The following is a 24,800-nucleotide window of genomic DNA, read 5'->3' on the forward strand; positions in this document are numbered from 1 at the left end:
AAGGTAATCCTAATTAAGACAGGTAAATTAGTCAATTTCACCCACAACGATGATCTTTTTTTTGTGTAGTTTTATTGCAAAAAAAAAGTTTTTTTGACAAAAAGCACAAAGTATGGATCATGAAGTGGGGTGATGGGGAAGTGGGGAAGTGGGGAAGTGGGGAAGTGGGGAAGTGGGGAAGTGGGGGGATGGGAAGAATAAATAAAAATAATCTCCTGACTCCTGACTCCTGACTCCTGACTCCTGACTTCTAACCCGACAAAAAACCTATTCAGCAGACCCTAAGTTAAATAAGCGATAGTTACCCCCGAACCCCCCTCATTTTGGGGTGCTAATTGAAAGCGTTTTACCTGGGGATGACGGGATAGGAAATCGTGAACACCTTGACGCAATTTCCCCGTACCTTTACCGTGAATAATCCATAATATACCCGATGGGGTAGCCCTGACGATCGCTTGTTCGATATCCGTTTCTGACTCTGCCACCCTGGAACCGCGAATATCGACGGTATTATTAGCAGTACGAATTAAAGGAGTCTCCTGGGGTTTTGCGGGAGTTTGGGGCAAATTTTTGACAGGTTTTGGCGCAGTTTCCACTTTTTGACCATCCAAAGACTCAATCTGGTCTAAGGGTAGGGTCATCTTCATCATCCCGAAACGTAGGGAAATCTCCTCTGATTCCGGTGAAATTGCTAAAACTTCGGCAGTTTGTCCCAAATTAGGCAAGCGTACCCTTTCCCCCACTTGCGGACGATAATTAACCTTAGTTTTTTCTGTTTTTGGTAATAACCTTTCTGCGATCGCAGTTAACTCCTCTGTGGCTTTTTGGGCATCCCTACCGGTTTTTGTTCCCGCTTGCAACCGGCGAATAACGTCATTAATCTCTGCTTTTGCCGATAATAAAGCCTTTTGTATCTCCTGCTCCTGATAACGCTTTAATTCTCGCTCTCTCTCCTGTAGAGAATTAGCCCGTGTAGAAACCTCTGTATAAAATTTCTCTGTTTGTTGGAGTAATTGACTAGCCTCCTTAGCTTTTGACTCCTGTTCCCGTCTTTGCGCTTCCAAACCAGCAATTACTTGATTTATCTCCTCTGATAACCCTCCCAGATGATTTCTCGCTTCGGCCACAATTTCGGGACTTAATCCCAAACGCTGGGCAATAGTTAAAGCATTAGAACGCCCCGGAATGCCCCATAATAGTCGATAAGTGGGGGAAAGAGTGCGATCATCAAACTCTACCGAGGCATTTTCAAAGCGAGAATCTCGATACTTTAACGCTTTTAATTCCCCGTAGTGAGTGGTAGCCACCGTCAGTAAACTATGATCGGCGAGGTATTGTAAAATAGCGATCGCTAAAGGACTTCCCTCGGCCGGATCCGTACCTGCTCCCACCTCATCGAGTAAAACCAAGGAACGAGAATTTAAAGCCGCTAAAATGCGGACAATCCGGCGAATGTGACCCGAAAAAGTCGATAAACTCTGTTGCAAAGACTGTTCATCCCCGATATCGGCCAAAACCTGATCGAACCAGGGGATCTCCACCGGTTCCCGCGCTGGAATAAACAGGCCCGCTTTCGCCATTAAAGCCGCTAATCCGAGAGTTTTTAAAGTAACGGTTTTTCCGCCGGTATTTGGTCCGGTGATGGCAACAACGCGAATTTCTGGGGTAATCTGCACATTTATTGGTATGACCTCCCCCCCCTGTTCATGGTGTTTTTGCCACCAGAGCAAAGGATGACGCAAATTCCGTAAAGTAATCGTTTCCGAACCATCGATAAAGCGGGGGGGATTACCCTCTAACCATAAACTGTAACGGGCCCTAGCGGTGGCCAGATCGAGCCTAGTAGCGATCGCTAGTAAATATTCTAAGTCTTCAAAAGCTTCGGCGATCAGATTACTTAACTGCCGCAGGATTTTTTCTTCTTCGATTTGTTCCTGACGACGATATTGCCGCAGTTGATTGCCTTGGTCAACGATAGAGTGAGGTTCAATGTAAAAAGTCGCCCCTGTGCTGGAAGTATCGTGAATTATCCCCGGTATTTGCTCTTTTTGTGCTGCTTTGACGGGAATCACCCAGCGTTCGCTTCTTTGGGTAATCACCGCTTCTTGGATAGCACCACCCTGTTTTTGCATGATATCCTGTAATTTTCGGTAAATTCGCTCTCTAATCACCTTCATTTGTCCCCGAATTTCCCGTAATTGGGGACTAGCGCGATCGGATATGCGGCCATCTTCATCGATACAACGGTGTATTTCCTGTTCTATCTCTGGATAGGTGCGAATTTCGGCTACTAACTCTTTTAAAACTGGTATATCTTCCTGCTCGTCAATTAAACGCCGTAAACGTCGCACTCCCGCTAAAGTCGTGGCAATATTTAAAAGTTCCTGTCCCGATAATAAACCCCCCAGATGCCCCCTTTCTAGAGCATCGCCGATGTCGCTAATGCCATCAAAGGAAAGACGGCTATCTAATTTTTGTTCTAAGCTATAAACTTCTTTAGTTTGGCAGAGTAGGTTTAAACTTTCCTCTTTGGTTTCTGGTAAAGGCAATTGACGAATCGCAATCGCACCGAGTTTAGTCGCTGCAAAAGTAGCTAGGTGTTGACATAGCCGCGGCCATTCCAATAATTCTAGGGTTTCGTCTTGAATCAATTTTGTAGTTTTTTGTAATACGCTTTGTATTCCTAGTCTAACCAGATTTAGTCTGATTTTTACAGGAGTCATTTCAGCCAACAGTAATCAGTCATCAGTAATCAGGGAAAAGACAGCACTGTTACTCGCACTTAATACTGGTCACTTAACAATCCCACCCAGCTGTTGACTATCTAAATTACTCGTTAAGACTGCACTGGAGTGCCGGAGTTGGGGGTAGGGAGAGGAAGTTCGAGCATTTGTACTAAAATTTCCAAGACGCAGTTTAAATTCAGTACAGCTTATAATATTAGGTCGAGTTGCACTGATAACTGATAACTGATAACTGATAACTGATCACTGTATCTAAATTCCTTTCTGGAGAGAGAATTGCACCTGTTTAAATTCTTGTTTTAAACGTTGTTTGAGTTTGTCGGGGACAGGACGGGAACCGTAGGCGGTATAATAACCAGCTAGAGAGTTTAAGGCTGTTTGCATAGTAGTGAAAGAACGCAAACCCCCGGATTTTTTATCTCGTCGGTAGAGGGAGATGTAATCGTTGATTTGTTCCTTTGCTTGCGACTCAACTGCCGCTTTATTCGGGTCATCTTTGACCACATCAAGGGCTGTGGTTAAAGTTTCAATCACCGTCAGGGTATCCTGTCCATAATTGCCCGTTAACCCCGAACTACTGGAACAACCCATCAATCCGATGACAAGGACGAGAACCAAAGCTAATAAGCGAGAAATGTAAGGTTTTAGAGACATATTTTCAACACCATAAGTTAATCCCAAGTCACCTTATCCTATCAGGAAACCGTGACCAGTTCCCCAGGAGAGTCAACCTGCTGCAAAAATCAAGGGTCAACCGGGGGGTAAATAGCCAAAATATAGGCTTTTTTGACGGGGAAAGCCCTATTTTTGTCTAAAAGTTGCGATGCCATCAACCCGGAGTGAGTTGATTCTGGACTAATTCGGGCCGCGATCAGGCACTGGTGGCGGTTTCAGGGTCGATCGAGATTGGACCTTGCGATCGATTAATCTAGAAGATAAGTAGGTAGGTGTTAAAAGTTGTCAGACACCCCCCTTATCAAGGGGAGCAGGGGGGATCGGCACCCCCCTTATCAAGGGGGGTGCCGATCCCCCCGCCTATCGGCACCCCCCCTTATCAAGGGGGGCAGGGGGGATCAGAGGCAAAATCTATTCTTAATTTAATTATAACTACTTACTTAAAAATTCTTCTTTGCTTTCGTCCTGTTTCGGAAGAAAGAAAGTTACATTCTTTTCGTAATTTTTAGGCCGCTCAAGCTGAAACTAGGGTGAAATGGGCAGTTTGACGGTAAAGCTTGTTCCCTTATCCACTTGGCTATCTAGGGCGATTTCGCCACGGTGGAGTTCGACGCATTTTTTAACCACTGCTAACCCCAATCCCGTGCCGATAATATTTTCCACATTCTGACCCCGATAAAAGGGTTCATAGATTTTACCTCTATCTTCCTCGGCAATGCCGATCCCTTGATCCCGGACTTGAAAAACAATGCGATCGCTATCTTTCCACAAAATCAAACTAATCCCTGCTCCCGTGGGGGAATATTTAATCGCATTTAAGAGTAAATTACTTAAAATCGAGTAGAGCAGTTTCTCATCTAGATAGGGACGAATCATCAATCCCTGACTGACAAATTTAATCGGTGTATTATTTTTATTGATAAATTGAAAATCTTCGACTAAATTTAAACAAAAAGCTTCAATATCGAGCGGCTCTAGTTGACAACTGAGATTGCCAGATTCTGCCCTAGTTAAAATCAAAATATCTGTTAAGAATTGATTCATTAGCTTGACAGAAGACTGGATTCTATATAGGTTTTTTCTGCTCGACTGATCTGCATCTTTTAAGCCATTTTCTAATAACTGCGAGGCGGAAAGAATCACAGTTAAAGGGGTTCGGAACTCATGGGATATCATAGAAAAAAGCTGAATTTTTAGATCAGAAATTTCTTTTTCTTGTAGTAATAATTGGTGAATTTTCTCACTTTTTTGTCGCCGTTTCTCTTGCCAAAAAACTAAAAAATAAACTCCGCAAATAATCCCAAAGCTAGTAAAAGTTCCCAGTAAACCCAACAGAGAATTTTCGCGGATACTATCCCTAGAACTAGCGATGCTACTTCTTAAATTCCTTTTCTGACTAGCTTGTAAATAGGTAAGAAGATTTTGAAACTTATCCCGGATATCGACACTTTTAACCGTGATTGCATCTTGAAAAATATCATCGGATTGATCGGATTTATAGGTAGCGATCGATTGATTAAATAGAGCAATTCGCCGATACATTAAATCCCCGATCTGAGTCACCATTTCCCGCTCGAAATCCGTGCCGTTTTCTAATTGTTTAGCCAAGAGTTGCCAGTTAGATTGCATCAAAGCGATCGCCCGACGATGACGGCCCAATTCACTGGGGCTGCCAGTTTTGATATAACCCCGTCTTCCCGATTCGGCCACCGCCATGTTAGCGTAAAGATTAGCGAGATTATCGATAATCTCGTAGGTAACTTCCACCTCGGCAGCGCGCTGACGCAGGGCGAGGGTATTGCGATAGGAAACTAGGCTAATAGTTCCCATCAGTAAAACAGTTAGCCCGAAACCTCCCGCGATCCATTTTCCTTGTTTGAGCCAATTCATCAGGAGTTAACCGACGCTATTTCCAGCTTACTCCATCTCTAGACCATGCGAATTTTAGTAGTAGAAGATGATATGCAACTAGCCGAGATTTTGCGAGAGGCATTGATCGAGCGACAATACGTTGTTGATGTGGCTAGAGACGGAGAAGAAGGCTGGAATTGGCTAGAATTAGGCAAATATGATCTTTTAGTTCTCGATGTCACCCTGCCAAAATTAAGCGGAACTTTGCTCTGTCAACGTCTGCGACGAGCGGAATCCCATCATCCCGTCTCTGCTAATGCCACCGTTCCCGTCCTATTATTAACCGCAAGGGATACGGTAATCGATAAAATCGACGGATTAGACGCAGGGGCCGATGATTATGTCACTAAACCCTTCGATTTGGGCGAATTAATGGCGCGGATTCGGGCCTTGATCCGACGTGGCAGCAGTACCAGCAGTGTTTTATTATCTTGGGGGGGGTTGCAGTTAAATCCCAGTACCCACGAGGCCAGTTATAACGGTCAACTTCTTTCCCTCACCCCCAAGGAATTCGCTCTCTTAGAATTACTTGTTACCCATGGGCGCCGGGTCTTAAGTCGATCGGGTATTATTGAGCGAGTTTGGTCTTTGGACGATTCTCCGGCCGAGGAAACCGTTACTTCCCATATTCGCGGTCTTCGTCACAAGCTAAAATCCTTGGGCGCGCCGGAAGACTTTATTGAAACCGTTCATGGTCTTGGTTATCGCTTAAAGTAATATCTGCCTTTAGATAGTGGACAAAATCATTTCTGCATGAAATCTGCACGAAGTTTGCAGAGGGTTTCCATAATCACCCGTTAAATTAGAAAGTTAGACAGGTGCGGGACTTCTAGACAATCAGAGCGGTCAAACCTGTGACTTTCCTCTCCTAAAAGGGGCTGCTTGAGATGATTTACACGCGATTTGACTATCACGGTTGGCAGATTGAATTGAGCGCAGAAATGCAGGGTTATTCTTTTCAATGTTGGCGAGTGGATGGCAGGGAAGGAATTAGCAATCGCCTAGTTTATGCCACCTGCGAACAAGCTTTAGCGGCTGCCCGACACCGGGCAGATATAGAGTCCGCTTGTCTTGCCCTACTGCGATTTCTCAATGATATCGGCGGCCGGAATTATTATCTCACCTGCGATGATCGCGATGCTCTTAGCCAGTCAATTTTAGAATATGCCCGTCTAGGTGGTGTTTCCTAATTTCTTCCCTAGAAGTTTTCCCCTGATTGAGAATGATTCTCGCTCCGATTTATTGATTTTCAGGCCACTTTCGGTAATAGAATCGTGACAGTGGTTCCATTGCTGGGGATAATAGCAATTTCGATCGAGCCTCCGTGTAGTTCCAAGCATTTCTGCGCTACCACCAAACCCAACCCTGTCCGGGCGATGTGACGGACATTTTTATATAACTGTTTTTGATCTTCTCTGCTTGGAGAAATTGCGATAAAATTAACGATCATAACGATCAATAAAAAAATTTTATGGTTGTCACTGTTAATAATTCCCTGACACTAAGGGAATTTCTGCAATTACCAGAAACTAAACCCGCCAAGGAATTTATTGATGGTCAAATTATTCCTAAACCGATGCCCCAAGGTAAACATAGCACTATTCAAGGTGATTTAGTTCCGGCTATTAACGCCAGTCTAAAACCCCAACGAATTGCCCGTGCTTATCCTGAATTGCGTTGTACTTTTGGCAGTCGTTCTCTAGTTCCTGATGTTTCAGTTTTTCTCTGGGAAAATATTCCCCGCGATGGCGAGGGAAAAGTATTAAATACTTTTGCGATCGCTCCTGACTGGCTAATTGAAATTCTCTCTCCAGATCAAAATCAGACTAAAGTTGTTAAAAATATCCTTTATTGTCTGGATCACGGCACTCAAATGGGTTGGTTAATCGACCCTGAAGAAGAAATTATCTTTGTTTATTTTAGTGATCGAACTATCGCTATTTTTGAATCAGAAAATGCTCTTTTACCCGTCCCCGCTTTTGCTACGAATTTTCAAATTACCCTCGGTCAATTATTTGACTGGTTAAGAGATTAACGGATTATCAGTTATCAGTTACCAGTTATCAGTTACCAGTTATCAGATATGAGTTTTTAGTTTTCACATTTGGGTTATCAGTTCACTGATTACTGTTTGCTGTTCACTGATTACTGTTTGCTGTTTACTGATTACTGATAACTGATAACTGATCACTGATTACTGATTAGCTGACACTTTGAAATAATTGATTCCAATCGAGATTGGTCGCATCTGAGGGAGCAACAATTTCGAGAATTTTATTGTTAGCGGCGGGATAAAATAGGGATTCTACGCAAACGGAAGCCACTTTCGAGCGGGGAATATTGCCCTCAGATAGGGTATCGGCAGATGACATTTTAATGGCATTAAGATTATCCTCGTTTTTAAGGCCTCCAGGGCGCACAATCGTGTAGGTTAGTCCACTATTGATTAAATAGTCTTCCGCTTGTTTTTTCCAGAATAAAATTAACCAAAATAGATTGAGGGGATGGAAAAAGTTCGATACACAGAGGGAAGTAACGAGAACAAAATGTTCGATTCCTTTCTTTTTGGCGGCATCGATGAGATTTTTAGTTCCCAAGTAGTCCACTAACAAAGGTTCCGTGGGATTAAAACTCGGTCTGGCTCCCGTGGCGCATAACAAAACGCTACAATCAGCGATTAGTGCCTCTAACTTATCCGCCTGTTGCACATCTCCGACGACGATTTCCACCCCTGCGGGCAAAATTTCCGCCGCTTTCTCGCGGTTTCTCACCAAAGCGCGGACGGGAATCTGACGTTCGACTAATTGGGCAACGATTCTCCGTCCCGTTTCCCCTGTGGCTCCTGCTACAAATGCTTTCATCGCTTCTTGACCAAATAGTTTTTAACAATACGTTACACTAATCTCAATTCTACAAATTTCCCCGATCCTTTGGCGGTTAATCCCCAAATTTTTCTAACACTATCATTTGCCAGGTTTATAAGTCATGCAGTGTCCCCCCATTAACTCCCTAGCTCGCAAATCTGTAGAAGTCAAAGAAGACAATCAATTTCTCGGTTTTCAAACCCGTTTTGCCGGAGCTATGGATATGTATAGCAATCAGGATAAGGTTGCCGATTATCTGGGCGCTCACGAAGGTTGGTTTTGTCGTTGTGCCGAACCGATGAAAACTCTGCCCTTCGGTGACAATGGTTATATTATCACCATCGGTAAATATGGTGCTTTTGGCTATGAAGTGGAGCCGAAAATCGCTGTGGTTCTGGAGCTGCCCGTCAATGGAGTCTATCATACTCGCAGTGTTCCCATTCCCGATCAACCGTTTTTGGGCTATCTAGTGGATTATCAGGCGATTATGAAACTAGAGGAAATGCCCCTATCTTCTCCTAGTCAGGAAATCGAGGCAATTTTTCGGCAACGAGGAAGGGAAATTCCGGCGGTTATCACCCAAGTCACCTGGGAACTGCGTATGGATGTTATGGTTAAGTTTCCCAAGTTTATTTATAAAATTCCCCGTCCCATTCTCCAAAAAACCGGTGATAAACTATTGACGCAAATTGTTCGCCAAGTTTCCCCCCGCTTAACCTACAAAGTTCAAGAGGATTTTCACTCTAGCTTCAATTTACCCCTACCCCCCGCCTCCAGTCGTCTTTTCTATCGTCTCGACTCCTGCGAGGGTGGGTTACTTGCCTAGGGTTTGGGGAGTCTGTCAACAGTAATCAGTAGAGCTTGCTGATGGGAAATCAAGGAAAAATAAAGATTTGCTAACGGGGCCGGTCAGTCTAAGCTAGAATTATTAAGAAATGTTTACCCGTAAAAATAAACCTAAGACTACTTCAATATTTTATGTCTCTGCCTATCCGTAACGTTGCTATCATTGCTCACGTTGACCACGGGAAAACCACCCTCGTCGATGCACTCCTCAAACAGTCGGGAATCTTTCGAGAAGGGGAAGATGTACCCACCTGCGTCATGGATTCCAATGACCTCGAAAGAGAACGCGGTATCACCATTCTGGCCAAAAACACCGCCGTTCGTTACCAAGACACCCTGATTAACATCGTCGATACTCCCGGTCACGCCGACTTTGGTGGCGAAGTGGAACGGGTTTTAGGTATGGTGGACGGTTGTATCCTGATTGTCGATGCTAACGAGGGGCCGATGCCGCAAACCCGTTTTGTGCTGAAAAAAGCCCTAGAAAAGGGATTAAGACCGATTGTCGTGGTTAATAAAATCGATCGCCCTAACGTGGATCCTAACCTAGCCGTGGACAAAGTTTTCGATCTGTTTGTGGAACTGGGCGCCGATGACGACCAATGTGATTTTACTACTCTGTTCGCTTCCGGGATGCAAGGATTCGCCAAAGAAAGCCTCGAAGACGAAGACAAAGATATGCAGCCCCTGTTTGAGGCGATTTTACACCACGTTCCACCACCTGCCGGGGACGTTAACAAACCCCTACAGTTGCAAGTAACCACCCTCGATTACTCGGAATACTTAGGACGCATCGTTATCGGCCGCATCCATAACGGCGTAATTAAAGCCGGTCAACAGGCAGCTTTAGTAAAGGATACGGGCGCGATTGTCAAGGGGAAAATAACAAAACTTCTTGGTTTTGAAGGCCTCAAACGGGTGGAACTAAACGAGTCCAGCGCCGGTAATATCGTTGCTGTGGCTGGTTTTGCTGACGCTAACATCGGGGAAACGGTAACTTTAGCCGATGACCCGCAAGCTTTACCCCTAATTAAAGTCGATGAACCGACCCTACAAATGACCTTCTCGGTGAACGATTCTCCCTTTGCTGGTCAGGAAGGCACTTTTGTCACCTCGCGGCAAATTCGCGATCGTCTGATGCGAGAATTAGAAACTAACGTCGCTCTGCGGGTGGAAGAAAGTGATTCTGCCGAGAAATTCCTGGTTTCGGGACGGGGAGAACTACATTTAGGTATTCTCATCGAAACCATGCGTCGGGAAGGCTACGAATTCCAAGTATCCCAGCCGCAGGTTATCTATCGGGAAATTAACGGTCAACCCTGTGAACCCTACGAATACCTCGTTTTAGATGTACCCGAAGAAGCGGTAGGTTCCAGTATCGAACGTCTCGGCCAACGGAAAGGGGAAATGCGGGATATGCAGACGGGCAGCAATGGCCGTACTCAATTGGAATTCGTGATTCCGGCCCGGGGTTTAATCGGTTTCCGAGGCGAATTTATCCGTCTGAGTCGCGGTGAGGGGATTATGAACCATAGTTTTCTCGAATATCGTCCTTTCTCCGGGGAATTAGCCACCCGTTACAATGGTGTGATTACTGCCTTTGAGGAAGGAGTCGCCACTTTCTACGCCCTCAAAAACGCCGAGGACCGGGGGGTATTCTTTATTACTCCGGGGACAAAAGTGTACAAAAACATGATTATCGGCGAAAGTAACCGGCCCCAAGACGTGGAGATCAATATCTGCAAAACTAAACAGTTAACTAACCATCGTTCCGCCACTGGGGATGAATTGGTTCAGTTACAATCCCCCGTGGATATGAGTCTCGAACGCGCCCTCGAATACATCGGACCAGATGAGTTGGTAGAAATTACCCCGAAATCGATCCGTCTGCGTAAATTACCGGTGAAAAAGTTAGCCAAACGTTAATCGGTTTTGACAAAATCTGGCGGCAATTTGGCCATGGCAATTGCCGCTAAAAGGGGCAGCAACGGCTCGAAAATGATCTGTAATTGGTTATGATTGAGATCTAACAAAGAAATCCACTCAGATTTTCAACAAAACTGAGATGATAGAAAAAAGTGCCTTGAGTTTGAGGGTAAAGAATCTGCTGTGAGCTATTCTGCTACTTTGATGCGACATCCGATGTTTCCCGCCGCGTCGGACAGCAATCGTCTCCGTCTCTTTTCGGGATCCGCTAATGTATCTCTTGCCCAAGAGGTGGCCCGTTATCTGGGCATGGATGTGGGTCCGATGATTCGTAAACGTTTCGCCGATGGTGAATTGTACATCCAGATTCAGGAATCGATCCGGGGCTGTGATGTCTATTTAATTCAACCCTGTTGCCATCCCGTCAACGATCATTTGATGGAATTGTTGATCATGATTGATGCCTGTCGTCGTGCTTCTGCCCGACAAATTACCGCCGTAATTCCCTATTATGGTTATGCTCGCGCTGATCGCAAAACCGCCGGACGAGAATCGATCGCCGCTAAACTGGTGGCTAATCTGATCACGGAAGCGGGGGCAAGTCGCGTGTTGGCCATGGATTTGCATTCGGCCCAAATTCAAGGTTATTTCGATATTCCCTTCGATCACGTCTATGGTTCCCCAGTGGTGGTGGACTATCTTCTCAGTAAAAAATTACCCGATATCGTCGTGGTTTCTCCCGATGTGGGTGGGGTGGCTAGGGCGCGGGCTTTTGCCAAAAAACTCGATGATGCACCCCTAGCAATTATTGATAAACGCCGGCAAACCCATAATGTGGCGGAAGTGATGAACTTGATCGGCGATGTTAAGGATAAAACGGCGGTTTTAGTCGATGATATGATCGATACGGCCGGTACGATCGCTCAAGGGGCGCAGTTACTGAAAGACAAGGGGGCGCGACAGGTTTATGCTTGTGCCACCCATCCGGTTTTTTCTGGTCCGGCGATCGAGCGTTTATCGAGTGGCATAGTCGAGGAGGTGATCGTTACTAACACGATTCCCGTCCCACAAGAACATTTTTTCCCGCAACTGAAAGTCTTGCCGGTTGCCCCGATTCTGGGTGAGGCCATATGGCGCATCCATGAGGACAATTCCGTGAGTAATATGTTCAAATAGATGCTCGAATCCCCCTAAAACTAGGGGGAATTTTTATATTGATTTTCTTGACATTAATTCTGATTTGTGGCAGCGTCGGGGTTGTCCAGTCCTCCCAGACGATTGAAGGGCCAAAAACGCACCACGGCGCGACCGATTAAGTTTTCCCGAGGAACGAAGCCCCAAGCGTGGGAATCATAACTATTATTGCGATTATCGCCTAAAACCAGATATTGATCGGGGGGAACTGTCTTCGGTCCGAAAGTATAATTAGGTTGTTCGGCGATATAGTTTTCGGCTAGAACTTTACCGTTGACGTAAACTAGACCGTTTTTGACTTCCACCTTATCCCCCGGCAGTCCAATCACCCGTTTAATAAAAGCATCCTGAAAATTTTGAGCTTTGAGAGCGGCTGTCGGACTAAAAACCACGATATCACCCCGTTCTGGCTTATGAAAATGATAGCTAACTTTCTCGATAATTAGGCGATCATTAATCTGGAGAGTGGGTTCCATGGAAGAAGAGGGAATATAACGGGCCTCGGCCACAAAAGTGCGGATGCCAAAAGCCAAAATTCCAGCCGTGACAATGGTTTTAACTGCTTCTAGCCAAGGATTTTCTTGGGGGACGGGAGGGGGAGAAGGTTTTTCGGATTTATGGTTCAAGCTTTCAGCCATAGAATTTTAACTTTTGAGAAGGATTAAGCTAATGCGCTCTTTAATTTTCTAGTTTAGTGATAGTAGCAGCGTAGATAATATTTTAAGACAATTTTCCCAACTAGATCACTGTTAATTTGTCAAGGCCGCATTCTGCTGCTGGAAGGGGAATTTCCTCGGGTGCAGAAAACGGTAAGATTAGTCTATCAAAAAAGACAGTTTTTCGCCACTATTAAAGGAAAAACTGAAGATTTCGAGGATCAGAACCCTACATCCCTTAAAAGTCTCTTCTAAGTCACCACTCAGATCTATTTCTGCACAAATTCCCGAATGGTCGATTGGAAACTTGGATATTAATTTAGCAAAACGACTTGACTTAGATATATGTATATGTTTGCACAAATTCCCGAACGCTCGATGCACTATCTGCGATGGGTTCTGACCATTGCATGGTTAATTCTGATATTTTCTCTGTTTTTTGACCCTATTTCAGCAAAATTAACCGATTATAATAATCTTTCTAGTCCCCTGAGAGTTGATCCCGATGTCTGTATTAAAGTCCAGGGAGTTTGCTTACCCCAATCCTCCTATCAGTTAGGTGCGCCGATTTTTTGGGGAATAGTGGTTCCTAGTGGTGTTTTTATCTTATTAGTATTCGGTCACGAACTCTGGCGGCGTATCTGTCCTTTATCCTTTCTTTCTCAAATACCGCGTGCTTTGGGTAAACAGCGTCAGAAAAAACAGACCGATAAATCGGGAAAAGTCCGCTCTGAAATCTATAAAGTGCCGAAAAACTCTTGGTTAGCTCGGAATTATCTCTATCTACAATTAAGTCTGTTATTTTTGGGTTTATGCGGACGGATTCTTTTTTATAATTCCGATCGCTTAGTCTTGGGTAGCTTTTTAATCTTTACTATTCTAGCGGCGATCTTTGTGGGTTACTGGTATGGGGGCAAATCTTGGTGTAACTATTTCTGTCCCATGAGTCCAGTTGAAAGGATTTATGGTGAACCGAGGGGGTTGCTGAATAGTACCGCTCACGAAGACAGTCGCAGTGGGATTACTCAATCTATGTGTCGTATTGTCCGAGAAGATGGTAGCGAACAAAGTGCCTGTGTTGCCTGTCAAAGTCCCTGTATCGATATCGATGCGGAAAGAGCCTATTGGGACGGGATTACTCAAAGCGATCGCCAATGGCTTTATTACGGTTATTTTGGCTTAGTTTTTGGCTATTTTATCTATTATTATCTCTATGCTGGCAATTGGGACTATTATTTCTCTGGAGCTTGGGCGCACGACGAAAATCAGCTAGAAGCCCTCTTTAAACCGGGTTTTTATCTTGGGGGTAATCAGATTCCGATTCCGAAGTTGGTAGCTGTCCCCTTAACTTTGGCAATTTGCACTTTTTTGGGTTATTTTCTCGGTAAAAAAGTTGAAAATGCCTATAAAGTCTATAGAATTCGCCAAAAGTCACCCTTACCAACCGAAATTATCCGTCATCGAGTCTTTACTGTCGGAACTTTTCTGATTTTCAATTTCTTCTTTATTTTCGGTGGTCGTCCTTTTATTAATCTTTTGCCAAAATTTTGGCATTATTTCGCTAGTATTTTAGCGGCTGTTTTGAGTAGTTTATGGTTATATCGCACTTGGATAAGGGATCCGAGTCGTTACCAACGGGAAGGACTCGCAGGAAAATTGCGTAAACAGTTGCGTAAACTGAATCTCGATACGGCTAAATATCTTGATCGGCGATCGCTGGAAACTTTGGACGCAGATGAGGTGTATGTGTTGGCCAAGATACTGCCGGATTTCACGCACCAGAACTGTTTAAAAGCCTATAAAGCCGTGTTAAAAGAGACTTTGGAGGAGGGATATACTGACTTCGGCCACAGCCTCGAAATCCTGCAACAAATGCGCTTAGAGTTGACGATTACTGAGGCAGAACATCAGGCGATTTTAACAGAGTTGGGTGTGGAATCGGCCGAACTTCTCGATCCAGAAAAGCAGTATAGTCGCGAGGATTGGTTACGTTTGCAGAGTTATCGCGATGCTTTGTTAGAAAGTTTGTTGGTGACATGGAAAAAAGACCCTGATCACAAGGTGGGATCGGAATTACTGGAAGTGTTAACCGGTAAGAGTTCTAGGGAAGCGATCAAGCATTTATTGACGGAATTGCCGGCTGCGGGAACGGAAACTGTCGAGTCTTTGCGTCGTCAGTACAGAATTACTGGTCAGGAGGAGGAAGCCATTCTCCATCGTCCTCCGGCCGATCAATTATGGCAAAATATCGCCCGCGCTTTTCAGGTCTTCGATCGTCTATCTTTTAGTAGTCAGAGCGATCGTGAGCAACAGGAGAGGATTTTATTGGAAAGATTCCGTCTATTCGATAGTGATGGTTCGGGACAAATTAGTCTTGAGGAGTTAAAAGCTTGTCTTCAGGCGATCGAACCGGGGGTGACAGACAAGAAAATCGAAGCTATGTTACAACGGGCCGATACTGGTCGCGATAACCAGATTAGTTTTCAGGAATTTCGCGACCTACTGCACCAATTCCACCAATAAACTGTCTTAGCTAAGGAGTCTTTATTTTCCCTGACTCCTTTAATTCTCTCGAAAAATAGCTGTTCGTAGGCAGGCACGGATTTCTACTATACTAGAAAGTATAAGTTAAGTTGAGGGATTTTGTCAAGCTTTTTTGAGAAAAAATTTCGAGGTTTTGCTGAACTCTATGAGGGTAAATCCGATAGGGACGACTCTCTTAGGTTTGGTGGGTAAAATGTATTCTAAGATACAGTTCCGCTGGCGAGCGAGTGGGAGGAACCACAAAGACACAAAGGACACAAAGATTGATCGATCCTCTGTAAGTTAAACTTATCACACAGAACCGAGAAGAGCCTAGGGACTATAGAGAGGGGGATTTAATAGCAAAATGTAGTATATTTTTGGTAAGGACGGCGAAGTTCATAAAAGGAGTCAGTTGCCAGTTAGTTTTAATATCTCCATTTGGTAATATTACACCCTCATAAAATTTTTTACCATAGGACAGGCCTAGTAAGTTTATAAAGAGGTCTTCTTGATTAACGCTGAATATTCCGGCCCATCTAGATACTTAAACCAGAAAACGGGTTTCTTAAAGAAACCCGTTTTCTAGTAATTTGATTAACGCTGATGTCGGGGGCTTAGATGTATAATTAATTTTGCTTAGGTACTTAATCGATCATAATTGATCATCATGTATCACATATCAAACTAATATCATTAGCAATAGTAACGCTAACTCTTCGCAACATCGCACCTTGAAACTCGCTAGGAATCTTTTGTTTATATTGAATTAGGAAGTTAGAATTATGATTTGAGAAAGCTCTAATAATATCGACATTTTGTTCGATGTTATTAATATATAGTTTCATATTATCTATTATTCTGTCGCCCAAATTTTCATCACAAGGGGTGATTATCTTTGGTTTAGTAAATTCAACTTTGAGTGTCATCTCGCTACTAAGACGAGGAAGATTGCACGTGATCTTCTGTTGTTGTCCTAACCAGTTATAGACATAACATAGTTTTCCCTGATAGATGTAGAAACTATGTCCACCAAAACATCCACCCTGTGCCATCAGAACACCTTGTAAGTCCCCTTTAGCTTTGGAGAAATCAATAGTTGCTTCGATCGCATAGAGAAGAGTATTAATGTTAGGAACAACAGCTTCGGAAATTTCCAATCCCCCTGGATAATTTGTCGGGGGAACCGTGAACGTAGGGATTTCCCTAGCAAGAGCTTCGGAAATTTCTGATTCTCCTGGATAATAGATATAGCTATCGGAAATTTCCAATCCCCCTGGATAATTTGTCGGGGGAACCGTGAACGTAGGGATTTCCCTAGCAAGAGCTTCGGAAATTTCTGATTCTCCTGGATAATAGATATAGCTATCGGAAATTTCCAATCCCCCTGGACAATAGGTATAGCTAAATGTGGTATATTGTGGGTCATCAGAAAATGCTGGGGGACGTAATTGAGGAGTTTCTGCACCCAATACCCTAGAGCAATCTTTAAATGGCATATATGCTTTAACCATCGACATTTACTTGGTAATTGATAACGGGAAAAAGTGAGAGATTTAAACGGAACTACACTGATGGACAAAATTAACCAATCAACCCTGCTGTAACTCATACTACTCAGTCCTCTATGCTAAAATGATCCAAAAAACGCAAGTTTTTAAATTGATGGGCAAAAAAGTTTAATTTTACTCAATAACCAAGGAGTTATACATAGATGTTTATTTTTGACAGTAAAACCAATATTTTAATTAATTCTCAGGAATTAACCTTTAAAAGTGAATATTTTTGCAACTTTTCTCGTTATTTTCAGAATCGAGAATTTGTCAACTTAGATGCTTTACAACTCAGTGGTGATCATTTTGAAGGGTATCTTTCAAGGATCATCATCGATAAAGTGATGTTAGAATTATCGCAACGTAATTGTTTAACGAATGTTAAGGGAGTAACCCATTCTAAAATGTGGGTTTTTGCGATTCCTTTTCAGGTGAATCCTGTCTTGTTTCAAAATTTGTACTCATTAGAAAATAACTATCTGGGGATTGTCCCCCCTAAATCAGAAATTTCCGTTTTTCAACATCCTTTTTCCAATCGTTTTCAGCTTTACGTTGATGATGATTATCTGCAACAATTGTGCCAAACTTTAGAGCTACCAGAAGCGAAAAAGTTTTTAAATTCTTCCATTTCTTCTATCGTGATTTGCCCAGAAGAAAAAATTCGTCATCTCCAACAATCTTGTCATCAACTTTATCAAATGCTATTTAATTTAGATCGTCAACAAATATCTGAGAGAAGAAAGGTATTAAAATTGAATTTTGTCAGTCAAAAATTAAAAGAAGAAATTGTCAAAGATTTTCTTTTGACTTTAGCAGCAACCAAAGATATTAAAACCCCTAAAAACACTATCAGACGCACCTCTATCCTCAAAAAAGCAGAAGAAATGATGAGAGAAAATCTGCGTTCTGATCTGAGTATTTCTACGATTTGTCAATACTTAGAAGTAAGCGAACGCACCTTAGAATATATATTTAAAGACTTCTATCAAATGTCTCCTTATAGTTATTTTAAATTGCTTCGTCTTAATGTTTTATATCAATCTCTTAACCAAAATAATCAGACAAAATTAGTTTATGAAATTGCTGAAGAATTAGGTTTTTTCCACCGGGGATATTTGGCATCTGATTATAAAAAAATCTTTGGTTACTTCCCCTCGGAAACCTAAAAAAATAGTAGGGGTAAGAATTATAATTATTGTTAGATTTATCTGACTTATTTTTGATTCAGTGCCTCTCCCGTATTTGTTTGGTAGGGGCGTATATTGTACGCCCTTTCTTCAATCCCATAACCTCAAGAGAGCCATTAATAATTAGCCCCACTGAGACTAATTTACTTAACTCCCACTAAAAAAGTTATACCGATCGCCATAATTGCCAATCCGATGAACTTGCTAATTAGAGTCGCTTGCTGGGTTAATTTTTCCTTGATGACACTGCCAAGGAAAAAAGCACCAGATGCGATCGCTAATTGGACTACGGTAAAACCGATTAAATAGGCAACTAAAGTGGCAACTCGCGCCCCGATAATGGATTCTCCGTAGGCATAACCGTGGAAAATTCCCGCGATCATTGCCAAAGTTGCCAGAGCGATCGTATAGAGATTAGAATGGTTTTGTAAACCTTTTTTCAGGGTTAAAATCACGCCAAAAATCACCACAGAAAGGGCAATAATTCCTTCAGGAAAAAGTAAATTTATTCCCTGTAAATGAATCCCCGTCCCGATTAAAGTGGCGATCGCAAAAGCGATCGGAATTAATAAACCCTGTTCCATCCCCACAGCAATTAAACCACTAGCCACCACAAAAGCTAAATGATCTAAACCAATAACTGGGTGAGCTAAACCCGATAAAAATCCGTTCCAAAAATTATCGGGAGTTTGTCCTCCCGTGGCATGATGGGCAAGGGTTTTGCTGACAAAAATTAACAGGAAGAGAGGGACAATAGTTAATATCTTTGCCCAGCTTTGACGAAAAATTATCTTCATTGATTACCTCAAAATTATGATTCGGAAACCCGCGCAACAATAGCCCGGTGTCGGGGACTGGTGGGGGTAATGATCGGTGCTTGAAACCCCGCTTCAACTAATGCCTGTTCGATATCGAGAGTAAAATATTGATCGAGATAGGGTTCGGTACTCTTGAGTAAGGTGAGGACATAAGGGGGCATTTTTCGATAAATTTCCGAGCGCGGATTCATATCCATCAGCGTCAAATAACCCCCCGATCGCAATAAACGACGCGCTTCGGCGAAAATTTCTCTAGTAGCCTGTTGGGGTAGTTCGTGGAACATTAAAAACGAAGATACCAGATCGTAGGACTGACTGGGTAATTGAGTTTTTTCTGCGGCTGCGTGTTGCCATTGAATCGTCTTTTGTTTTTGTTGAGCTTGGTATTGGGCAACGGCTAAATAGTAGGGAGAGAGATCTAACCCAGTTACCCGCGCTTGGGGATAAGTATCTTGCAGAGCGAAGCTGCTCATGCCAACACTACAGCCTAAATCGACAATATCGTTAATTTCTGCCTTGATTTGCTCCTTTAATATCCGGTGATATTCCCGCCGCAATCGCGGGTCGCCGTCCATCCCCGCCCCAGGCCAGATGGTAGAATGGACAGCATAGGCGGCAGATTCTACCTCAAAAGCTGGCAACCAGTCTAAATTGCCCTTTTCGTAAGCGTGGAAAGAACAAACGTAGTATTCGGGATAGACGAGATCGGGGTTTTCTACCGCTTGCAGTTCCTGACTCCAATCCCGTTGCTGCCATTGTTTGACGGTTTCCCGCCAAGGTACGCCTAGTTTTTCGGCTCTTTTAATCATCATATTGCGCGCCTGATAGCGAGCGATGTCAAAAAGCGGTTTTATGCCGAGAATACGGTTAACTAGACCAGAAACAGGATTAAAGGAGGTTGGAACGGGTGTAACTGTCATAGAAAAGCTTCGATCGTAAATTTTCCCTTTTTCATCTTATAACAGTAATCAGTAATCAGTAATCAGTGAAAAGACAGTAATGTCACCGCCATTTAATACTGCTCAGTTAATACCACTGACTGAAAACTCACATCTGATAACTGTTGACTGACAACAGCAAAAAGCTCCCTAACCCCCATCGGGCTAATTTTTATTATGAGAACAATCGCTGAAATCAACGACAAAATTGCTAAAAAAACGGCTGTAGTCTGGACAGTAGAGGAATTAAAAAGCCGTGTGAGTGAGATGGGAATTAAGGAAGTTTTTTCCCAAGTAGATGTGGTTTGTACGGGAACTTTTGAACCGATGGAATCTTCGGGGGCAATTATTAATTTAGGTCAGACGGATCCGCCGATAAAAATTCGTCAATGTTGGTTAGATGGGATTCCTGCTTATGCTGGTTTTGGGGCGGTGGATTTATATTTAGGAGCCAGCGCTATTAGTGATCTAGCAACCAAAAATGAGAATTTAGAGGGAGAAAATCCCGAAAGGGGTGGCGGACACATTATTGAGGATTTAATCGCTGGAAAATCGATTCAATTGCGCGCTGTCGGACAGGCCACCGATTGTTATCCTCGCGCTTCTTTTGAAACGATTATTTCTAAGGATACCATCAATCAATTTTATCTTTTTAATCCTCGCAATCTCTACCAGAATTTTATCGTCGGAGTCAATGGGGGAGAGCGGACTTTATATACTTATTTAGGACCACTACAGCCGCGATTAGGTAATGCGGTTTATTCTAACCCTGGGGCAATTTCTCCCCTGTTAAATGACCCCGATTTAGAGGCTATAGGCATCGGTACGCGCCTTTTTTTAGGAGGAGGAATCGGTTATATTGCCTGGGAAGGAACCCAACATTTTCCCCTGCAAAAACGCCTACAAAATCGCACTCCTATTGGACCCGCTTCCACTCTAGCCTTAATTGGTGATGCTAAACAAATGAATGCTCGCTGGGTGCGGGGTTGTTATTTCAAAAATTATGGGGCTTCTTTAATGTTAGGAGTAGCAGTACCGATTCCGATTTTAAGCGAGGAAATTGTTCGACATTGTGCGGTAAAAGATGAGGAAATTGTCGCTCCAGTGGTGGATTTTTCCATTCCCCGGCGAGTCCGTCCTACCTTTGGTTTAATCACTTATGCTAAACTAAAAAGCGGTCGGATTATGATCGAGGGAAAAAGTGTTAGGGTGGCTCCTTTGGCAAGTATTTCCCTGTCCCGGGAAGCAGCTTTAGAATTAAAAGCACTGATCGAATCGGGAGAATTTACCCTCACAGAACCCGTGGCAAAAATTAATCTAGAGCGGACTTTTATTCCCCAGGATCGTTGGGGTGGAAAATTATCAATTGAGTGAAGAGTTAAAGGATTGTGTGTAGGTGGTGTTATTTTAGTAAACCTAGTTACCAGTTTACTCCCCTATCTGTAAGCTTCCCCCTTCCCCTTTTCCCTATCCATGAGACTGTGAATTTAATCTTGTCCAACTACCTAAGTAGTCGTGCAAAATTAATTTCCTAGTAAAGATAGGCAAAAGGCAAGAGGCAAAAGGCAAGAGGGGGTTAGATATGTGTAATTAATCTTGTCCAACTACCTACAAGTTAAGACGGCACTGGAGAAGGCAGTAGCGATAACATGATAGGTTAGATCTGATTGACAATGTAATGTTAGGAAAATAATGACCAGAGTAAATCCGAAGTTAATTATTCATGGGGGAGCGAGTTCCCTAGAGGATAAAGGTGGTTTGGAATCAGTGCGCGATTCTCTCCGGGGGATTGTGAAGAATATTTACAACCTCCTTGACAATGGTGCTAGTGCTGTAGAGGCGGTGACAAAAGGATGTATGTTACTGGAGGATGAACCGCGATTTAACGCTGGGACTGGTTCGGTGGTGCAATCGGACGGTCAGGTGCGAATGAGCGCAGCCTTAATGGATGGTCGTCACCAGCGTTTAAGCGGTGTCATTAACGTCTCGCGGGTACAGAATCCCATTAGCCTAGCCCAATTTCTCCAAAGTCAAGAGGATCGCATTCTCTCGGAAATTGGAGCTGCAGATCTGGCCAGAGAATTACAAATTCCCCTCTATGATCCCCTAACCGATTATCGGATTCAAGAATGGATGGAGGAGAGAAAGACGAACTTTAATCGCAAAATGGCCCGTTTATTCGCCGATTCCTCAGCACAACGGGGAACTATCGGGGTAGTGGCTCTTGATCAGCAAGGAGACATCGCCGCCGGAACTTCTACCGGGGGTAAGGGATTAGAAAGAATCGGTCGCGTTAGTGACAGTGCCATGCCGGCTGGCAATTATGCGAATTCAGAGGCTGGAGTAAGTTGTACGGGGGTCGGGGAAGATATTATCGATGAGTGTTTAGCCGCTAAGGTGGTCATTCGCGTCACCGATGGTTTTTCCCTCACCGCTGCCGTGGAGAAATCCATGCGCGAATCCCAAACTAATGGTCGGGATCTGGGCATGATTTCCCTTGATCGTCAGGGTAATATTGTTTGGGGGAAAACGGCGGAAATTCTCTTGGCTGCCTATCATGACGGTCAGGCGATCGGTGATACCCTAGAATGGCACGGTGAAAACGTCGGTTTAATCGGTCATCTGGCTGCCAGATAGTGGAACAAACTGCGATCGAGCCTAGTCTTCTCGGTTAATCTGTACAAGATACTTCTTCTCGAAAAATCTCCGTGTGGCAATATATTATCCCTATTTTTGACCCCGATGTGAAAAACTGGTCAGCCGAAGCGCGATTATTGCGCTGGATGACTTTTTTGTGGCTGTTAGTCGGGTTGGTGGTGCTTTTTTCCGCTTCCTACGCTCTGGCTGACAGTCGCTTTGATAACGGACTACACTATTTCATCCGCCAATTAATCTGGCTTTGGATTGGCTTAATTGGCTTTAATTTCCTAGTGCGATTGCCGATCAAGAATCTCCTCAAAATCGCACCCTGGATGATTTTATTAGTTTTAGGATTAATTTTGATCACTCTCATCCCCGGTTTGGGAGCTAATATCAATGGTGCCACCCGTTGGATTAAAATCGGGCCGATTCTCTTGCAACCATCGGAATTGATGAAACCTTTTCTCGTCCTGCAAGGGGCGGCCGTTTTCGGTGGTTGGCCCCGTTTAAATATTAATCAACGGTTAACTTGGATCGCCATTTTTGGGCTAATTCTAGCTGGCATTCTCTTACAACCTAACTTGAGTACCACTGCTCTGTGTGGTATAACTCTCTGGCTGATCGCTCTTGCCTCTGGTCTGCCTTTATCCTACATGACCAGCACCGCTCTACTCGGTGTAACTATGGCCGTGGTTAGTGTTACTTTCCGCGAATACCAGAGAAAACGGATTTTATCTTTCCTAGACCCCTGGCAGGATCCCCGGGGTGATGGTTATCAATTAGTGCAGAGTTTACTGGCCATCGGTTCTGGCGGAACCACTGGCAGCGGTTACGGTTTATCCCAACAAAAATTATTTTATCTACCCTTCCCGGATACGGATTTTATTTTCGCTGTCTTTGGCGAGGAATTTGGTTTTATTGGCGGTATTTTACTGTTAGTCATGCTATTTCTCTACGCTACTCTCGCCCTGATCGTGGCGGTTAAATGTCGTCATCGCATCAAAAAATTAGTGGCGATCGGAGCGATGGTTATTTTAATCGGTCAATCTCTGTTAAATATCGGTGTAGCCACTGGTTCTTTACCCACTACAGGCCTACCTTTCCCTCTCTTTAGCTATGGCGGCAGTTCCAGTTTAGCCAGTCTCTTTTTAGCTGCCCTCTTAATCCGGGTGGCTAGGGAAGAAAATGACCCCGATCGAGTTCCCACCAGTAAAAAAAGTCCTCAGAAAACTGTCTCGGTTTTCAGTCATCAGTGATGAATGATGAATGGTTCTTCGGTTTATATCTGGACTTCCCCCATACATAAATACTAGAAAATTAACAAAACCCTTACTGCAGGTCGCTTCTAAGAAAAAATTGAAAAGAGGCTACTGGGTACATTTTTCCCTTGAAAATGGACGTTCGGCGATGCTCAGTCGAGCCGTCGAGCCGCTGTACCGTTGACTGTATCTGGAGTAGAGCGATTCCGTAGAGTTGGCTGTATAGTGATCGCTAACCTGATTTTAACAGATAGTGTCATTAATCTCTAGAGTAAGGGATGCGCTCTGTAGCCATGTTTTTGCTGGTTTTCTGCCCCAAAACAAGCTATAATGGTCTAAAGGTCAAATTTGAAAATTTTTGCCTCAAACCCTATCTGCGTAAGAACTTCAGGATTTTGTGTTCAGTAGTTCATTGGTATTATATGACTTGAACTCAGTCTCTGTAAGACTTTTAGCCATAGCTAGTATGTTTATACGGGGGAAGTCCAGTTAAAACAGCTTCTAAGCAGAACATTAAGTCTAATTAAAGTGGAACGATTAAATCCTCAAAAAACCGGCAAGCTCCATCGCCCCTTATGGTTAATTTGGGTGGGAGAAGCATTTTTGCCTTTAGAAAAAGTGTGGTCACAATATGCACGCCGTTTTAGAGTTGACCATTGGTATCGCTTTGCGCTCGCAAAGATTACACTGGAATTTACCATCTTTGAGTACAGCTGTTCAATGTGACAGATGGAGTGATTTAATGCCGTTGATGACTTGGCAACTTTGGTTAGCCAAAGATTTAGTAACAGATTATCATCTTCCCTGGCAAAAACCACAAACAAATTTAACTCCTGAAAGAGTGGCACAATCCCTATTTTCACTTTTAGTGGAGATTGATTCACCTGCCCAACCACCCAAAACCAGAGGAAAGTCTCCTGGCTGGGAAAAAGGTCGCAAACGAAGTAAAAGAAATACCTATCCTACTGTAAAAAAACGATATTCTCCCCCTAAAAAATCGCAAAAGAAAGCATCCTAACTCTACTTTTTGCTTCAAGATTTTTGATTTCAGCTATTTTCATAAAGC

The 24,800-nt window shown here is 43.5% G+C and carries 20 protein-coding genes and 1 pseudogene; 12 read left to right on the forward strand and 9 right to left on the reverse strand.

The window, feature by feature from the left end:
* Window positions 1–281: 281 nt before the first annotated feature.
* The 3 genes from ACE3JL_RS20745 to ACE3JL_RS20755 form a co-directional block, all read right to left on the reverse strand.
* Window positions 282–2,651, reverse strand: a complete 2,370-nt coding sequence (locus tag ACE3JL_RS20745) for an endonuclease MutS2 (RefSeq protein ID WP_375329637.1) — start codon at window positions 2,649–2,651, stop codon at window positions 282–284.
* A 345-nt stretch (window positions 2,652–2,996) separates the two neighbouring features.
* Complete coding sequence (gene psb27, locus ACE3JL_RS20750) at window positions 2,997–3,398, reverse strand: photosystem II protein Psb27 (RefSeq protein ID WP_002740409.1); 402 nt, start codon at window positions 3,396–3,398, stop codon at window positions 2,997–2,999.
* A 546-nt stretch (window positions 3,399–3,944) separates the two neighbouring features.
* Window positions 3,945–5,309, reverse strand: a complete 1,365-nt coding sequence (locus tag ACE3JL_RS20755; protein ID WP_375328272.1) for an ATP-binding protein — start codon at window positions 5,307–5,309, stop codon at window positions 3,945–3,947.
* Window positions 5,310–5,354: 45 nt separating this feature from the next.
* On the opposite strand from ACE3JL_RS20755, the gene ACE3JL_RS20760 reads away from it, so the two are divergent.
* Window positions 5,355–6,047, forward strand: coding sequence for a response regulator transcription factor (locus ACE3JL_RS20760; protein WP_271989446.1), 693 nt, complete (start codon window positions 5,355–5,357; stop codon window positions 6,045–6,047).
* 170 nt (window positions 6,048–6,217) lie between these two features.
* On the forward strand, window positions 6,218–6,520 hold the full coding sequence (locus ACE3JL_RS20765) for a hypothetical protein (protein ID WP_375328273.1): 303 nt from the start codon (window positions 6,218–6,220) through the stop codon (window positions 6,518–6,520).
* Between the two features lie 59 nt (window positions 6,521–6,579).
* On the opposite strand, the gene ACE3JL_RS20770 is transcribed toward ACE3JL_RS20765, so the two are convergent.
* Entirely contained in the window at window positions 6,580–6,780 is a 201-nt protein-coding gene (locus ACE3JL_RS20770) for an ATP-binding protein (RefSeq protein ID WP_271989443.1), read from the reverse strand.
* 21 nt (window positions 6,781–6,801) lie between these two features.
* On the opposite strand from ACE3JL_RS20770, the gene ACE3JL_RS20775 reads away from it, so the two are divergent.
* Window positions 6,802–7,365 (forward strand): Uma2 family endonuclease, encoded by a 564-nt coding sequence (locus tag ACE3JL_RS20775; protein ID WP_271989442.1) that lies wholly within the window; start codon window positions 6,802–6,804, stop codon window positions 7,363–7,365.
* A 166-nt stretch (window positions 7,366–7,531) separates the two neighbouring features.
* On the opposite strand, the gene ACE3JL_RS20780 is transcribed toward ACE3JL_RS20775, so the two are convergent.
* Window positions 7,532–8,191 (reverse strand): SDR family oxidoreductase, encoded by a 660-nt coding sequence (locus tag ACE3JL_RS20780; RefSeq protein ID WP_271989441.1) that lies wholly within the window; start codon window positions 8,189–8,191, stop codon window positions 7,532–7,534.
* A gap of 124 nt (window positions 8,192–8,315) precedes the next feature.
* On the opposite strand from ACE3JL_RS20780, the gene ACE3JL_RS20785 reads away from it, so the two are divergent.
* The 3 genes from ACE3JL_RS20785 to ACE3JL_RS20795 all read left to right on the forward strand — a co-directional run bounded on the left by ACE3JL_RS20785 (window position 8,316) and on the right by ACE3JL_RS20795 (window position 12,142).
* Window positions 8,316–9,020, forward strand: a complete 705-nt coding sequence (locus ACE3JL_RS20785; protein WP_271989440.1) for a DUF1997 domain-containing protein — start codon at window positions 8,316–8,318, stop codon at window positions 9,018–9,020.
* Between the two features lie 152 nt (window positions 9,021–9,172).
* Window positions 9,173–10,966 (forward strand): translational GTPase TypA, encoded by a 1,794-nt coding sequence (typA, locus tag ACE3JL_RS20790; protein WP_271989439.1) that lies wholly within the window; start codon window positions 9,173–9,175, stop codon window positions 10,964–10,966.
* Between the two features lie 204 nt (window positions 10,967–11,170).
* Window positions 11,171–12,142, forward strand: a complete 972-nt coding sequence (locus tag ACE3JL_RS20795) for a ribose-phosphate pyrophosphokinase (RefSeq protein ID WP_271989451.1) — start codon at window positions 11,171–11,173, stop codon at window positions 12,140–12,142.
* A 53-nt stretch (window positions 12,143–12,195) separates the two neighbouring features.
* Here ACE3JL_RS20795 and lepB read toward each other — a convergent pair whose 3' ends face one another.
* A complete protein-coding gene (gene lepB / locus ACE3JL_RS20800) occupies window positions 12,196–12,798 on the reverse strand; it encodes a signal peptidase I (protein ID WP_375328274.1) in 603 nt (200 codons plus the stop codon).
* Between the two features lie 369 nt (window positions 12,799–13,167).
* Here lepB and ACE3JL_RS20805 point away from each other — a divergent pair, with 369 nt between their 5' ends.
* A complete protein-coding gene (locus ACE3JL_RS20805; RefSeq protein ID WP_375328275.1) occupies window positions 13,168–15,339 on the forward strand; it encodes an EF-hand domain-containing protein in 2,172 nt (723 codons plus the stop codon).
* Between the two features lie 668 nt (window positions 15,340–16,007).
* On the opposite strand, the gene ACE3JL_RS20810 is transcribed toward ACE3JL_RS20805, so the two are convergent.
* Entirely contained in the window at window positions 16,008–16,853 is an 846-nt protein-coding gene (locus ACE3JL_RS20810) for a hypothetical protein (protein ID WP_375328276.1), read from the reverse strand.
* Window positions 16,854–17,053: 200 nt separating this feature from the next.
* On the opposite strand from ACE3JL_RS20810, the gene ACE3JL_RS20815 reads away from it, so the two are divergent.
* Window positions 17,054–18,058, forward strand: a complete 1,005-nt coding sequence (locus ACE3JL_RS20815) for a helix-turn-helix domain-containing protein (protein ID WP_271989288.1) — start codon at window positions 17,054–17,056, stop codon at window positions 18,056–18,058.
* 164 nt (window positions 18,059–18,222) lie between these two features.
* Here the strand turns inward: ACE3JL_RS20815 and ACE3JL_RS20820 are convergent, their stop codons facing one another.
* A complete protein-coding gene (locus ACE3JL_RS20820) occupies window positions 18,223–18,876 on the reverse strand; it encodes a HupE/UreJ family protein (RefSeq protein WP_271989289.1) in 654 nt (217 codons plus the stop codon).
* Between the two features lie 14 nt (window positions 18,877–18,890).
* Window positions 18,891–19,817 carry a methyltransferase domain-containing protein gene (locus ACE3JL_RS20825; RefSeq protein WP_375328277.1) on the reverse strand — a complete coding sequence of 309 codons (927 nt, stop codon included), beginning with the start codon at window positions 19,815–19,817 and terminating at the stop codon, window positions 18,891–18,893.
* A 195-nt stretch (window positions 19,818–20,012) separates the two neighbouring features.
* Between ACE3JL_RS20825 and ACE3JL_RS20830 the strand changes: the two genes are divergently transcribed.
* The 4 genes and pseudogenes from ACE3JL_RS20830 to ACE3JL_RS20845 form a co-directional block, all read left to right on the forward strand.
* Entirely contained in the window at window positions 20,013–21,209 is a 1,197-nt protein-coding gene (locus ACE3JL_RS20830) for a homocysteine biosynthesis protein (protein WP_375328278.1), read from the forward strand.
* Window positions 21,210–21,527: 318 nt separating this feature from the next.
* Window positions 21,528–22,472, forward strand: coding sequence for an isoaspartyl peptidase/L-asparaginase (locus tag ACE3JL_RS20835; protein WP_375328279.1), 945 nt, complete (start codon window positions 21,528–21,530; stop codon window positions 22,470–22,472).
* A 71-nt stretch (window positions 22,473–22,543) separates the two neighbouring features.
* The gene (locus ACE3JL_RS20840; protein ID WP_271989295.1) at window positions 22,544–23,731 is read left to right on the forward strand and encodes an FtsW/RodA/SpoVE family cell cycle protein; all 1,188 of its coding nucleotides are present in this window, start codon (window positions 22,544–22,546) and stop codon (window positions 23,729–23,731) included.
* A 513-nt stretch (window positions 23,732–24,244) separates the two neighbouring features.
* A pseudogene (locus ACE3JL_RS20845) lies at window positions 24,245–24,752 on the forward strand (transposase); the annotation flags it as partial.
* Window positions 24,753–24,800 lie beyond the last annotated feature (48 nt).

The organism is Microcystis sp. BLCC-F210 (assembly GCF_042134685.1).
GTDB lineage: Bacteria > Cyanobacteriota > Cyanobacteriia > Cyanobacteriales > Microcystaceae > Microcystis > Microcystis aeruginosa_D.